A 15,509-nucleotide genomic window follows, 5' to 3' on the forward strand; every position below is an offset into this window, starting at 1 on the left:
ATGTCCCAGGACGACCGTCTCCGGCGCCTCCTGCGCGAGACCGCCGCACAACTCCACCACACCCGGCGGCTGCTCACCGAGTCCCGGGCCCAACCGCTGGAACCCGTGGCGATCGTCGGCATGGCCTGCCGCTACCCCGGCGGCGCCGACTCGCCCGAACGGCTGTGGGAGCTGGTCACCGCCGGAGCCGACGCCATCTCCGCGTTCCCCGCCGACCGCGGCTGGCGGCCGCTCGGCGCCGGACTCGACCAGGGCGGGTTCCTCCACGACGCGAGCGGGTTTGACCCGGAGTTCTTCGGCATTTCGCCGAAGGAGGCGACCGGGATGGACCCCCAGCAGCGACTGCTGCTGGAGACCGCGTGGGAGGCCGTCGAGCGGGCCGGGATCGATCCCTCGACCCTGCGCGGCAGCCGGACCGACGTGGTGGTCGGCGGCGCCTTCACCGGCTACGCGCCCAGCACCATGGGAGCCTTCGACGGGTCGGAGGGCGACGCGGTCACCGGCAGCTCGACGGCCGTGCTGTCCGGCCGGATCTCCTACACCCTCGGACTGGCCGGCTCCGCCGTCACCCTGGACACCGCCTGCTCCTCCTCGCTCGTCGCACTGCACCTCGGCATCCGCTCGCTGCGCGCGCACGAGTGCGACCTCGCGCTGGTCGGCGGAGTCACCGTGACCGGATCGCCGACGCCGATCGCCGAGTTCGCCCGGCAGGGCGGCCTGGCGGCGGACGGGCGGTCCAAGGCGTTCGCCGATACCGCCGACGGCATCGGCTGGGGCGAGGGCACCGGCCTGCTGCTGGTCGAGCGGCTCTCCGACGCCCAGCGGCACGGTCACCCCGTGCTGGCCGTGGTACGGGGCAGCGCCACCAATCAGGACGGCGGGTCCAACGGCCTCACCGCGCCCAGCGGTACCGCGCAGCGCGCCGTGATCCAGCAGGCGTTGGCCGACGCGGGCCTGTCTCCCGCAGACGTGGACGCGGTCGAGGCCCACGGCACCGGGACCAGCCTCGGCGACCCCATCGAGGCCCAGGCGCTGTTGGCCACCTACGGACAGCACCGGCCGGCCGAACGGCCGCTGTACCTGGGGTCGGTGAAGTCGAACGTCGGTCACACCCAGGCGGCGGCGGGCGTGGCCGGGGTGATCAAGATGGTGCAGGCGATGCGGCACGGCGTACTGCCCCGCACCCTGCATGTCGGACAGCCGTCGTCCCATGTCGACTGGACGGCCGGTGCGGTGGAACTGCTGCGCGAACAGCGGGCCTGGCCCGAGACCGGCAGGCCCAGGCGGACCGCGGTGTCCTCGTTCGGCATCAGCGGCACCAACGCACACGTCGTACTCGAAGAAGCGCCCGCGACCGACACGCACGACACCGCCATAGCCGAAACCGCCGTGGACGAAGAATCCCCCGGCCCGCTGCCGCTGCCGTGGGTCGTCGTGTCGGCGAAGAGCGAGCCCGCGCTGCGCGCGCAGGCGGCGAAGCTGTACGACCACCTGGACCGGCGGCCGGCGGCGACCGTGCCCGATGTGGCCCGTGCGCTGGTCACCAGCAGGTCGCTGTTCGACCACCGGGCCGTGGTCACCGCCCACGACCGGGGCGAACTGCTGGCGGGGCTGCGCTCGTTGTCCGAGGGGACGCCGGCCGACCGGGTGGTCACCGGCGTGGCCGGCCGGGCCCGGACGGCAGCGCTGTTCACCGGGCAGGGCTCGCAGCGGCCCGGCATGGGGCGTGAGCTGTACGAGCGGTTCCCCGTGTTCGCTGAGACGTTCGACGCGCTGTGCGACCGGTTCGACGCGCTTCTGCCCACCCCGCTGCGCGAGACCGTCTTCGCCGAGCCCGGCACCCCCGAGGCCGCCGCGCTCGACCGCAGCGGCTTCGCACAGCCGGCGCTCTTCGCCGTAGAGGTGGCGCTGTACCGGTTGTACGAGTCGTTGGGCCGGACCGCGGACTTCGTGCTCGGGCACTCGCTCGGCGAGATCTCCGCCGCGCACGTGGCCGGCGTATTGTCCCTGCCGGACGCGGCGCGGATGGTCGCGGCGCGCGGTTCCCTGATGCAGGAACTGCCGGGCGGCGGGGTCATGAGCGCGGTGCGCGCGGGCGAGCCCGACGTACTGGCGGTACTGAGGGACCTGCGCCGGCCGGTGGACATCGCCGCCGTGAACGGCCCCGACTCGGTGGTGGTGTCCGGCGCCGAGGACGAGGTGGCCCTGGTGGAGCACGTCGCGTCCACCCGGGGCTGGAAGACCACGCGGCTCGCCGTGACGCACGCCTTTCACTCGGCGCTGATGGACCCCATGCTCGACCGGTACGCCGAGGTGCTGTCCGAGGTGTCCTTCGGCGAGCCGGTCACCGGGTTCGTGTCCACGACCTGGGGCCGGGTGGTGTCCGGCGCGGAACTGGGCAGAGTGGAGTACTGGCTCGACAACGTGCGCCGCACGGTACGGTTCGCCGACGCGGTGCGCGCACTCGACGCGTCAGGCGTCGGCACCTACCTGGAGATCGGCCCGGACGCGGTGCTGTCCTCGCTGGCGCAGGACTGCGTCCCGGATCCCCGGCGCGCCGTGTTCGTGGCCACGCAGCGCCGGGACAAGGGCCAGGCGGAGACGTTCGAGCGGGCGTTGGCCCGGCTGATCGTGCGGGGCGGCCCGCCACCGGCGCCGAGTCGGGCCGAGGGCGCCCGGCGCCGGCACGTCGAGCTGCCCACGTACGCGTTCCAGCGCGACCGGTACTGGCTCGGCTCGACGCTCTCGTATGCCGCACCCGCCGACGACGGGCCGGACTGGCACTACGGGATCACCTGGGAGCCGCTGCCGTCCGCGCACCAGGCCCCGACCCTCGGCGGCACCTGGCTGCTCGCCGTCCCGGAGGACGGCGCCGGCGGCGGAGTCGCCTCGGCCCTCACCGCCGCCGGCGCTCACGTGTCGCGGCTGACGGTCGCCGACCCGGACCGGGCGGCGCTGGCCGACCGGCTCGGTGCGCTGCCCACGGCGCCCACCGGGATCGTGTCCCTGCTCGACGGCGCCACCGACCCGCTCCCCGAACTCGTGGGCGTGCCGACCGGCCTGGCCGCCACCCTGGTCCTGGCGCAGGCGCTCGGCGACGCGGGCCTCACCGCACCCCTGTGGTGCGTCACCACCGGCGCGGTCTCGGTGTCCGGGGAAGCGGTCACCGGACCGGCGGGCGCGGCGGTCGCCGCAATGGCGAGGGTGGTGGGACTGGAGCACCCCGAACGGTGGGGCGGCCTGGTCGATCTGCCCGCCGCACCGGACGGCGCGGACCTGACCGCCCTCGCGGAAGTACTCGCCCTCGCCCCCGGCGAGGACCAGCTGGCGATCCGGCCGTCGGGCCGTTACGCACGCCGCCTCACCCGCACCCCCGTACCCCTGGGCCGACAGCCGTGGCGGCCCACCGGAACCGTGCTGATCACCGGCGGCACCGGCGGACTCGGCGGGCACGTGGCTCGCTCGCTGGCGGAGAGCGGAGCCGAGCATCTGGTCCTGCTCAGCCGACGCGGCCCGGACGCACCGGGCGCACAGGCACTGCGCGACGAACTGACCGCGCTGGGCGCCCAGGTCGCCATCGTGGCCTGCGACGTGCTCGACCGCGACCGGCTCGCCTCGGTACTGGCCGGACTGCGCGCCCACGGCAGCCCGGTCCGGGCCGTCGTGCACACCGCGGGGGCCCCGCAACCCGCCCTGCCGATCGCACGGACCGGCCTCGGACAACTCGCCGAGGTGATGGCGGCCAAGTCCGCCGGAGCCGTCCTGCTCGACGAGCTGACAGCCGAGGACGACCTCGAAGCCTTCGTCCTGTTCTCGTCGGCTGCCGGAGTGTGGGGGAGCGGCGAACAGGGCGGCTACTGCGCGGCCAACGCGGTGCTCGACGCCGTGGCGCAACGGCGGCACGCGCGCGGCCGGGCCGCCACCTCGATCGCCTGGGGCGTGTGGGCCGGTCCAGGTATGGCCGAAGGAGCCGGCGACCGGTACGCCCTCCGGGGCCTGCGGCCGATGGACCCCGACCTGGCGGTACGGGCACTGCACCGGGCCGTGGCGAGCGGCGCCCCGGCACAGGTCGTCGCCGATGTGGACTGGACCCGGTTCGCGGCCGGTTACACCGCGGCCCGGCCCCGCCCGCTGATCGCCGACCTGGTCCCGCGACCCGCGCCCGCCGGCCCCGCCCCCCGGTCCGACCTGCGCGCGAGACTGGCCGAACGGTCCGGCCGGGAACAGCGGGACACACTGCTCGACGTCGTGCGGCGGGAGGTCGCCGCGGAACTCGGGCACGGTTCGGCCGACGCGGTCGGGCCCGAACGGCCGTTCCGTGAACTGGGCTTCGACTCGCTGCGCGCGGTCGGACTGCGCAACCGGCTGACCGAGGCGACCGACCACCCGCTGCCCACCGGCCTGATCTACGACCACGAGACGCCGGCCGCGCTTGCCGAGCACCTGACCACGCTGCTGCGCGAGGAGACGCTGACCGGCCCGGACACCGGGACCGAGGACGGCGGCGGGCTGCACGCGCTGTACCGCAGACTGGCGCTGCTGGGAAAGATGCAGGCGATCGAGTCGCTGTGCGTCGGGGTGGCGGGCCTACGGGAGACCTACGACGACCCCGCCGACTTCGCTCCGGCACCCCGCCTCGTACGCATGGCCCGCGGCGACCACGGACCCACCCTGTTCGCGTTCCCGCCGTTCGCCCCCGTCGAGCCGGCGATCCAGTTCGCCCGGCTGGCCGACTACTTCCAGGGCCGCACCGACCTCGCGGTGGTCCCGATCCCGGGCTACCGGGCCGGTGAACCGCTGGCGGCCACGGTCGACGCGCTCGTCGGGGTGCTCGTCCGGCATGTGCTGCACGCTCGCGGCGACGCGCCGGTCGTCATCCTCGGCTACTCGTCCGGCGGCTGGCTCGCCCACGCCGTGACCGAAGGACTGGAGGCGGCCGGCCAACCGCCCTCCGCCCTGGTGCTGCTCGACACCTACCTGCCCGACGGCATGTCCCCGGCGCTGCGCCGGGCCATGAACTACGAACTCGTGGTGCGCCGGGAGACCTTCGCCCGGCCCGACGTGACCGCCATCACCGCGTACGGCACCTACCGGCGCCTGTTCCGCGACTGGCAGCCGGGCCCGGTCGCCGCACGGACCTTGTTCCTACGGCCGCGGGACTGCGTACCCGGCTCGCCGGACGAGCCCGCCGTCACGGACTGGCGCTCACACTGGCCGCCCGGCCACGAGGCCGGTGAGGTCCCCGGCGACCACTGCACGATGGTCGGCGATCACTCCGACACCACGGCGGCGGCGGTGTGGTCCTGGCTGTCCGCTCGCCAGCAGAACGACAAGCAGAACGACAAGCAGAACGACAAGCAGAACAGCAACACGAGGAGCACTCCGTGAGCGAGACCAGTTGGCTGCGGCCAGGCGAGACGTCCCAGCTCGACCCCCGGACGCTGATCGAGCGGGCCGCCGTCACCGATGTCGTCGTCGCGGCCGGGCTGCTGTTCGACTCCGGCGAGTTCGACACGCTCGGTACCCTCTACACGGCGGACGCGCTCTTCGAGATGCGCCCCGCGCCCGAAGGCTTTCCCGCCACGGTCTCCACCCGGGAACAGATCACCGACGGGCTGGCCCGGCTCTGGCAGCACAACCGGGAGACGGTGGGCGTCCACTCCCGGCACGCCACCTCCAACCTGCTGGTCACCAGGCTGGGCGCGGACACGGCCGAGGTGTACTCGATCTTCACCGTCACCGGCATCTACACCGACGGCCGGCTCGGACTGCGCCGGCTGGGGAACTACGTCGACCTGCTGCACCGCGAGGGCACGGCGTGGCGCATCGCGCATCGCCGGTTGTACATGCAGGGGCCGCCGCCGGTGTGGCCCGCCGACGGGCGGGACACTGATCAGCCCGACACTGATCAGCCCGGCTCTGAGCAACTCGGTCCGGAACAGCCGGTTTCCGAGCCGGCGCAGGAGCCGGTGGTATGAAGGCGACGAACGACCCGGCCTCCCGCACCGGCCACCCCGGCGAACCCATCGCCGTGGTGGGCATGTCGTGCCGGGTGCCGAAGGCCGCCACGCCCGACCAGTACTGGCAGCTGCTGTGCGACGGCGTGGACGCGGTGGGGGAGGCGCCCCCGGACCGCTGGCCCGGCTCCGCGCTGCCCCACCGCTTCGGCGCCTTCCTCGACGACATCGCCACCTTCGACGCGGCGTTCTTCGGTGTCTCCCCCCGTGAGGCCGCCGCGATGGACCCGCAGCAGCGGCTGCTTCTGGAACTGAGCTGGGAGGCCCTGGAACACGCCCGCATCGTGCCGGCACGATTGCGCGGCAGCGCGACGGGCGTGTACGTCGGCGCGATGTGGGACGATTACGCGACCGTGCTGCTCCGGGCCGGTACGGACGCGATCGACCAGCACACGATGGCGGGCACCGGCCGGGGCGTCATGGCCAACCGTGTCTCGCACACGCTCGGGCTGCGCGGCCCCAGCATGACCGTGGACACCGCCCAGTCGTCCTCGCTGGTCGCCGTGCATCTGGCCTGCGAGAGCCTGCGCCGCGGCGAGTCCTCCACCGCCATCGCCGGCGGGGTGAACCTCAACATCCTCGCCGAGACCACCCTGGGAGCGGCCAGGTTCGGCGGACTGTCGCCGCAGGGCCGCTGCTTCACCTTCGACGCGCGGGCCGACGGCTATGCGCGCGGTGAGGGCGGCGCTCTGCTGGTGCTCAAGACGCTGTCCGACGCGCTCGCCGACGGCGACGAGATCCACAGCGTCATCCTCGGCGGCGCCGTCAACAACGACGGCGGCGACACTCGGCTCACCGTACCCAGCGCGGCGGCCCAACGACAGGTCGTCGAAGAGGCGCACCGGCAGGCGGGCGTCGACCGTTCGGACGTGAGTTACGTCGAACTGCACGGCACCGGCACCAGGGTCGGCGACCCCGTCGAGGCGCGGGCGCTCGGGTCGGCACTCGGCGCACACCGTCCGCCCGACCAGCCGCTGCTGGTGGGCTCGGCCAAGACCAACATCGGCCACCTGGAGGGCGCGGCGGGCATCGCGGGCCTGCTCAAGGTGGTGCTGAGCATCCGGCACCGGCAGCTGCCGCCCAGCCTTCACTTCGAGACGGCGAACCCGGAGATCCCGCTGTCCGAACTGCGCCTGCGCGTGCAGACCGAACTGGACGCCTGGCCGTCCGGGCGACGACTCCTCGCCGGAGTCAGCTCGTTCGGCATGGGCGGCACGAACTGCCATCTCGTGCTCGCCGAACCTCCGGCCCGCGACAGCGCACCGCGCAGTCGCCCCGAGGGTGAGGTGCCATGGCTGGTCTCGGGCCCCACGCCGGAGGCCCTACGCGCCCAGGCGTCCGCCCTGCTGTCCTGGCTGGACGCCTGCCCCGGCGCCGAACCCCGTGCCGTCGGGCTGTCGCTCGCCCTGACCAGGACGCACTTCGAGCACCGTGCCGTCGTACGTGGTCCGGGCCTCGCCGAGTACCGGCGCGGACTGGCCGACCTCGCGGAGGGCCGGCCGCCGGCCGGCACCGGGACCGAGTGGCTGACCGGACTGCCCCGCGACCCGGCCGGCTTCACCGACCTCCCCACGTACGCCTTCACCAGGCAGCGGTACTGGGCCGGCGAGAGCGCGCCCGTGCCACGGGCCGCGCCGAAGGACCTGCTGGAGCTGGTCCGCACCCATGTCGCGATCGAACTGGGTTTCGTCACCGGCGAGTCGATCGACCCGGAGCTGACCTTCGAGGACCTCGGCGTCGACTCCCTCGGCCTGACGGAGATCAGCGCCGGCCTCAGCAGGGCCACCGGCCTTCGCCTGACGTACCGCCCGATGTTCCGGTACCCGACCCCCGCACGGCTCGCGGGCTTCCTGCTCGCGGAACTGGCGGACGCCCGGCCGTCCGAACCGATGCCCGCCCTGACGGCCCCGGCCCCGGCCCCGACGGCGGACGCCCCGACCTCGGACGACCCGATCGTGGTCGTGGGCATGGCCTGCCGCTACCCCGGTGGCGTGCGCTCGCCGGAGGACCTCTGGCAGCTGGTCAGCGAGGGCCGCGACGCCATCACCCCCTTCCCCGCCGACCGAGGCTGGGACATCGAGCGGATCTACGACCCCGACCCCGACCGTCCGGGCACCTCCTACACCCGGCACGGCGGCTTCCTGCACGACGCCGACCGGTTCGACGCCGACTTCTTCGGCATCAGCCCACGCGAGGCCGGCGCGATGGATCCGCAGCAGCGCCTGCTGCTGGAGGTGTCCTGGGAGAGCATCGAGCGGACCGGGACGGACCCGACGACCCTGCGCGGCAGCCGCGTCGGGGTGTTCGTCGGCGCGACCTCCCAGGAGTACGGCCCCCGACTGGACGCCGCCGACAACGGCACCGATGGCTACCGGCTGACCGGCAGCACCGTCAGCGTCCTGTCCGGCCGGGTCGCCTACACGCTCGGCCTGCTCGGCCCGGCCGTCACCGTGGACACCGCGTGCTCCTCGTCGCTGGTGGCCGTGCACCTGGCGACGCAGGCACTGCGCCAGGGCGAGTGCACGCTGGCCCTCGCCGGCGGGGTCACGGTCATGGCGAACCCGGGCATGTTCGTGGAGTTCAGCCGTCAGCGCGGGCTGGCACCGGACGGCCGTTGCAAGCCCTTCTCCGCGAGCGCCGACGGCACCGCGTGGGCCGAGGGCGCAGGTGTGCTGGTCCTCGAGCGGTTGTCCGACGCGCGGCGCAACGGCCACCGGGTGCACGCTGTCCTCGCCGGCTCGGCCATCAACTCCGACGGCGCGAGTAACGGACTCACCGCGCCCAACGGCGCCGCCCAGGAAAGCCTGATCCGCCAGGCCCTCGCCGCCGCCGGACTGGCCGCTCACGAGGTCGACGCGGTGGAGGCGCACGGCACCGGCACCGCCCTCGGCGACCCGATCGAGGCCGAGGCGCTGCTGTCCACCTACGGCCAGGGCCGGCCCGCCGGACATCCGCTGTGGCTGGGCTCGCTGAAGTCCAACATCGGACACGCCCAGGCCGCGGCCGGCGTCGCCGGCATGATCAAGATGATCACCGCCATGGGACACGGGTCGCTGCCGAGAACCTTGCACGCGGACGCCCCGTCGCCGCACGTGGACTGGTCGGTGGGCGACATCGCGCTGCTGTGCGAGGCCGTGCCGTGGCCCCCGTCCGGCAGGCCGCGCCGCGCCGGGGTGTCCTCGTTCGGCATCAGCGGCACCAACGCGCACGTGATCCTCCAGGAGCCGTCGCCCGACGAGCGCCCGCAGCCGCCGCGGTCCGCACCCGGCGCCGTACCCGTCGTGATGAGCGCCAAGGACGACGACGCCCTGCGCGAGCTGGCCACCCGGCTGTCCACGCTCGACGCCGAGCCGGTCGACCTCGCCTTCTCGCTGGCGACCACCCGTACCGCCTTCGCCCAGCGGGCCGTCATCGTGGCCGAGGACCGGGTGCGACTGCAGGCCGGACTGTCCGCGCTCATCGAGGGCAGGTCCACGCCGGACGTGCTGCGGGCGAGCGCGAAGGCCGCGGGCGGCACGGCGTTCCTGTTCACCGGCCAGGGCAGCCAACGGGTGGGCATGGGACATGAGCTGTACGTCGCGTACCCGGCCTTCGCCGACGCGCTCGACGAGGTGTGCGCGCTGTTCGATCCGCACCTGGACCGCTCGCTGCGCGAGGTGATGTTCACCGACGAGTCGGGACTGCTCGACCGGACCCGCTACACCCAGGCGGCGTTGTTCGCCCTGGAGGTGGCCCTGTTCCGGCTGGTGGGGCACTGGGGCCTGCGACCGGACCACCTGCTGGGGCACTCGGTCGGCGGGATCGTCGCCGCGCACGTGGGCGGCGCGCTGTCGCTGCCGGACGCGGTCCGGCTGGTCGAGGTGCGCGGCCGACTGATGCAGGCGCTGCCCGCCGGCGGCGCGATGTTCGCCGTACGGGCCTCCGCCGAGGAGGTCGCCGCGCTGCTCGACGGCCACGAGGACTCGGTGGGCATCGCCGCGGTCAACGGCCCCGACTCCGTGGTGATCTCGGGCGACGAGGGCCCGGCGCGCCGTATCGCCGAGCAACTGGGCGGCCGGGTACGGCGGCTGCGGTCCAGCCACGCCTTCCACTCGCCGCACACGGCCGCGATGCTGGAGGACTTCCGCCGGGAACTGGGGGAACTCCACGCCACGGCCCCGCATATCCCCGTCGTCTCCGACCTGACCGGCGTCCTCGCGACACCCGCGCAACTGGGCTCACCGGACTACTGGGCCCGGCATCTGCGTGAAACCGTCCAGTTCGAGGCCGGCCTGCGCCACCTCGACGCCCAGGGCACGACGGGCTATCTGGAGCTGGGGCCGGACGCGGTGCTCGCCGTACCGGCGGGTGAGGTCGCCACCGATGCCACCGCCGTCGCCGTCCCCGCGCTCCGGCACGACCGGCCCGAGGCGCGGACCCTCGCCATCGCCGTCGCGCACCTCAACGCCCGCGGTGTGCCGGTCGACTGGCCGGCGTACTTCGCCGGCCGGGAGCCGCGCCAGGTCGAGCTGCCGACCTATCCCTTCCAGCGCCGGCGCTTCTGGCTCACCGGCGCCGCCTCCGCGGCGGCCGGGCATCCTTGGCTGAGCGACGTGACCGAACTGGCCGACGAGCAGGGCTGGTTGGCCACCGGACGGCTGTCCGCCCAGGACACCCCGTGGCTGTCGGAGCATGTCGTGGCCGGCCGGGAGCTGCTGCCCGCGGTCGCCTTCGCCGAACTGGCCCTGTACGTCGCCGGCCGGGCCGGCGCCGAACACATCGCCGAACTCACCGTCGAGCGGCCGCTCATCGTGTCCGAAGCGGACGGCACGGACCTCCAGGTAGCCGTAGGGACTTTGAACGCCTCCGGCCAGTACCCGTTCAGCGTGTTCGCCCGGGGCGAGCACGACACCGACTGGACCCGACACGCCACCGGCGCCCTGGCCCCCGGTACCGCCGCACCGCCGTCCCCCATGCCCGAGCAGTGGCCGCCGGCCGGTGCCGAGCCGCTGGACCTGACCGACGCCTACCCGCGACTGGCCGGGCTCGGCTACGACTATGGCCCCGGCTTCCAGGGCCTGCGCGCCGCGTGGCGCTCCGGCGCCGACGTCTACGCCGAGGTCGAACTGGCCGCCGAGCCCGGCCGGTTCGGTCTGCACCCCGCCCTGCTCGACCCTTGTCTGCACCCCGTGGTGCTCGGACTGCTCGGCCGGGCCCGTACCGGTCTGCTGCCCTTCTCCTTCACCGGCGTGACCCGGTACGCCCTAGGCGCGACCGCACTGCGCGTCCGGCTCACCACGACCGGTGACGACACCGTCGCGCTCACCGTCGCCGACACCTCCGGGAAACCGGTCCTGGCCGTTGCGTCGCTGGCGCTGCTGGCCATGGACACGAGCGTGCCCGACGCACTGCACACGGTCGAGTGGGTGCCCCGCACCACGGACGGTACGGACGTCTCGGCCGGGGGCCGGACACCGGTGGTCGCGGAGACGACCGTGTCCGCCGGTCTCGACGCCTCCACCTCCACCGCGGACGTCCTGCTCGTCGACTGCACGTCCGAGCGGCCCTCACACGACGTCGTGGGACGCGCGCACGCCCTGACGGCCGGGCTGACCGCCCTGATCCAGGACTGGCTGGCCCAGGAGCGGTTCGCGGACACCAGGCTGGCGGTGCTCACCAGTGGCGCGGTCGCCGTGGAGTCCGACACGGAGATCGAGGATCCCTCGGGTGCGGCGGTCTGGGGCCTGGTGCGCACGGCCCAGCTCGAACATCCCGGGCGGTTCCTGCTCATCGACAGTCAGCCGGTCGACCGGGCGCACGTCCATGCCGCTCTGGCTGCCGACGAGCCCCAGTTGGCGCTGCGCGACGGCCGGCTCCTCGTGCCGCGCGTTCGCCGTCTGCGCCCCGTCCGCGAGGACCCGCGGAGCCTGAGCGGCACGGTCCTGATCACCGGCGGGACCGGTGGCCTCGGCGCACTGCTCGCCCGGCACCTCGTCACCGCCCACGGGGTACGCGACCTGGTGCTGACCAGCCGGGCCGGGCGGAACTCGCCCGGCGCGGCCGAACTGGAGGCCGAGCTGACCGAATCGGGCGCCACCGTGACGGTTGCGGCGTGCGACGCGGCGGACGAGGACGCGTTGGCGGACCTGCTCGCGACACTGCCCGACCTGGACACCGTCGTCCACACGGCCGGTGTGCTCGACGACGCGACCCTCACGTCGATCACCCGGCAGCAGATCGACACCGTACTGCGCCCCAAGGTGGACGCCGTCGTACACCTGGACCGGCTCACCCGCGACCGCGACCTGTCCGCGTTCGTCGTGTTCTCGTCCGCGGTCGCCGCGCTCGGCAACCCCGGGCAGGCGGTCTACGCGGCGGCCAACGCGTTCCTGGACGCCTTCGCCCGGCACCGCAGGGCACAGGGCCTGCCGGCGCTGTCACTGGGCTGGGGACTCTGGGCCGACGGCGTCGGCATGGCACGGCAGTTGATTCCGGCCGAGGAAGCCCGTATGCGACGCGGCGGGCTGGGGGCGATCACCACAGAAGAAGGGCTCGCCCTCTTCGACGTGGCCCTGTCCGGCGGGCACGCCCATGTGCTGCCGGCCAGGCTCACCAGCCGCCGCCCCGCACGGTCCACGCCCACGCCGGGCGACGGCCTGCCCGGTCTGCTCGCACGCCCCGAGCCCGAGCGCGCCCGCGCGGCCCTCGACCTCGTCCGCACGGAAGTGGCGGCCCTGCTCGGCCACTCCGATCCCGGTACCCTCGACCCGGACCGCTCCTTCAGGGACCTCGGGTTCGACTCCCTCACCGGGGTCGAGTTCCGCAACCGGCTGCACACCCTCACCGGGATCCGGCTCCCCGCCACGGTCGCCTTCGAACACCCGACCCCCACCGCGCTGGCGGGTCATCTGCTGGACGAGATCGCCGGAACCGGGTCCGCCGCCGACGAGCCGGACCGCACCCCCGTGGCGCCTTCCCATTCCACTTCCACCGACGACGATCCGATTGTCATCGTCGGCATGGCCTGCCGCTATCCGGGCGGGGTGCGCTCCCCGGAGGACCTGTGGCGACTGGTCGTCGAGGGCACCGACGCGGTCTCGGACTTCCCCGCCGACCGGGGATGGGACCTCGCAGCGCTCTACGACGAGGATCCGGCGACGACCGGCACCAGCTACACCCGGCACGGCGGCTTCCTCTACGACGCGGCCGACTTCGACGCCTCCTTCTTCGGCATCGCCCCACGGGAGGCGCTGGCCACCGACCCGCAGCAGCGCCTGCTGCTGGAGACGGCGTGGGAGGGCCTGGAGCACGCCGGGATCGTCCCGGCGTCCCTGCGCGGCAGCGACACGGGTGTCTTCACCGGCGTCATGTACCACGACTACGCGGGCAGGCTGCTCTCCGCTCCCGACGACCTGGAAGGCCAGCTGCTGATCGGCAACCAGGCGAGCGTCGCCTCCGGCCGGGTGGCGTACGTGCTCGGCTGCGAGGGGCCCGCGGTCAGCGTGGACACGGCCTGTTCCTCGTCCCTGGTGGCGCTGCACCTGGCCGCGCAGGCACTGCGTTCCGGCGAGTGCTCGCTGGCCCTGGTGGGCGGCGTGGCCGTGATGGCCACGCCGCAGACGTTCGTCGAGTTCAGCAGGCAGGGCGCGCTGTCGCCGGACGGCCGGTGCAAGTCCTATGCCGACGCCGCCGACGGCACCGGCTGGTCCGAGGGCGTCGGCATGGTGGTGGTGGAACGGCTGTCCGACGCCCGGCGCAACGGACACCAGGTGCTGGCGGTGGTCCGGGGAAGTGCCGTCAACCAGGACGGCGCGTCCAACGGGCTCACCGCGCCGAACGGCATGGCCCAGCAGCGGGTGATCCGGCGGGCGCTGGCCAACGCGGGTCTCACCGCCTCCGACGTCGACGCCGTGGAAGGACACGGCACCGGAACCCGGCTCGGCGACCCGCTCGAGGTGCAGGCGCTGTTGGCCACCTACGGCCGCCGCCGGCCGGCGGACCGCCCCCTTTGGCTCGGCTCGGTGAAGTCCAACATCGGTCACACCCAGGCCGCCGCGGGCGTGGCCGGCCTCATCAAGATGGTGCAGGCGATGCGGTACGGGGTACTGCCGCGGACCCTGCATGTCGACCGGCCGACGTCCCAGGCGGAATGGTCGACGGGATCGCTGCGGCTGCTGACCGAGCCACAGGCGTGGCCGGACGCGGACCGGCCACGGCGGGCGGCGGTGTCCTCGTTCGGCGTGAGCGGAACCAACGCACACGTCGTCCTCGAAGCCCCGGAACCCGCCGAGACCGCCGCACCGGTGGGCACCGGCGAGACGGCACCGGTGCCGTGGGTGCTCTCGGCCAAGTCCCCCGAGGCACTGTGCGCACAGGCCGCCCGGCTCCTGGACGTCGTCGACGAACGGGACGTCGGGGACGTCGCCTTGTCGCTGGCGACCACCCGCACGGTGTTCGAACACCGTGCCGTTGTCGTCGGCGCGGACCGCGCCCGTCTGCGGGCCGGACTCATGGGCCTGGCCGAGGGGCGGGACGTGCCGGGCGTGCTGACCGGCGCGGCGAGCGAGGACCGCCAGGTGGTGTTCGTGTTTTCCGGGCAGGGCACGCAGTGGGCCGGAATGGCGGCCGAACTGCTCGACGCCTCACCCGTGTTCGCCGCCCGGATGGCCGAGTGCGCCACCGCGCTGAGCCCGTTCGTCGACTGGTCCCTGCTCGACGTCGTCCGGGACCCGTCCGAACTGGACCGGGTGGATGTGGTCCAGCCGGCCCTGTTCGCGGTCATGGTGTCCCTGGCCGAGCTGTGGCGCTCGTACGGAGTGACCCCGGCCGCCGTCGTCGGACACTCCCAGGGCGAGATCGCCGCCGCCTGCGCCGCGGGCGCGCTGTCCCTCACCGACGCGGCCCGGATCGTGGCGGAACGCAGCAAGTGCCTGCGCCGGCTGTCCGGCACGGGCGGGATGCTGTCGGTCACGCTCCCGGCCGACGAGACTGCGCGGCTGCTGGAACCCTTCGAGGGCCGGCTGTCGATCGCGGCGGTCAACGGCCCGGAGGCGGTGATCGTCTCCGGCGACCTCGGCGCGCTCGACGAACTCGAACGCGAGCTGTCCCGCCGGGGCACACTGCGCTGGCGACTGGCCGGAGTGGACTTCGCCTCCCATTCGCCACAGGTCGAATCCCTCCAGGAGGAGATCGAGACCGCCCTCGCCGCCGTCACACCCCGGACGGCCACCATCCCCTTCCACTCCACCGTCACCGGCCGGCGGCACGACACCTCGACCCTCGACGCCGCCTATTGGTACCGCAACCTGCGTGAGCCGGTGCGGTTCGCCGAGGCCGTAGGGGACCTGGTCGGCCGGGGACTGACGCACTTCGTCGAGGTGAGCCCGCACCCGGTGCTGCTGCCCGCGGTCCAGGAGGCCGTGGATGCGGCCGGTGTGCCCGGTGCCGTGATCCCCTCGCTGCGGCGCGACGAAGGCGGGCTGCAGCGGTTCTTGACGTCACTGGCCGAGGCGC

The 15,509-nt window shown here is 73.8% G+C and carries 3 protein-coding genes (1 of these 3 only partly in view); all 3 read left to right on the forward strand.

Annotated features, from left to right (window positions below):
* Tightly spaced (each overlapping or abutting the next), the 3 genes in view from J2Z30_RS11005 to J2Z30_RS11015 form a layout consistent with a single transcriptional unit that may run on beyond the window.
* On the forward strand, positions 1-5,388 hold the full coding sequence (locus tag J2Z30_RS11005; RefSeq protein ID WP_052701294.1) for an SDR family NAD(P)-dependent oxidoreductase: 5,388 nt from the start codon (positions 1-3) through the stop codon (positions 5,386-5,388).
* Complete coding sequence (locus J2Z30_RS11010) at positions 5,385-5,978, forward strand: nuclear transport factor 2 family protein (RefSeq protein WP_044568900.1); 594 nt, start codon at positions 5,385-5,387, stop codon at positions 5,976-5,978. The genes J2Z30_RS11005 and J2Z30_RS11010 overlap by 4 nt, the downstream gene beginning before the upstream one ends.
* A protein-coding gene (locus tag J2Z30_RS11015) for a type I polyketide synthase (protein WP_044568899.1) crosses the window boundary here: on the forward strand, positions 5,975-15,509 show its 5' portion. It continues 7,370 nt past the right edge of the window; only the first 9,535 of its 16,905 coding nucleotides appear in the window; it begins with the start codon at positions 5,975-5,977; its stop codon lies beyond the right edge, outside the window. Before J2Z30_RS11010 ends, J2Z30_RS11015 begins: the two co-directional genes overlap by 4 nt.

Origin of the sequence: Streptomyces iranensis (assembly GCF_017874715.1) — a bacterium.
In the GTDB taxonomy this organism is placed as follows: Bacteria; Actinomycetota; Actinomycetes; order Streptomycetales; family Streptomycetaceae; genus Streptomyces; species Streptomyces iranensis.

Coding starts and splice junctions, on each gene's coding strand:
- J2Z30_RS11005 (WP_052701294.1), top strand. CDS start 1: ATGTCCCAGGACGACCGTCTCCGGCGCCTCCTGCGCGAGACCGCCGCA.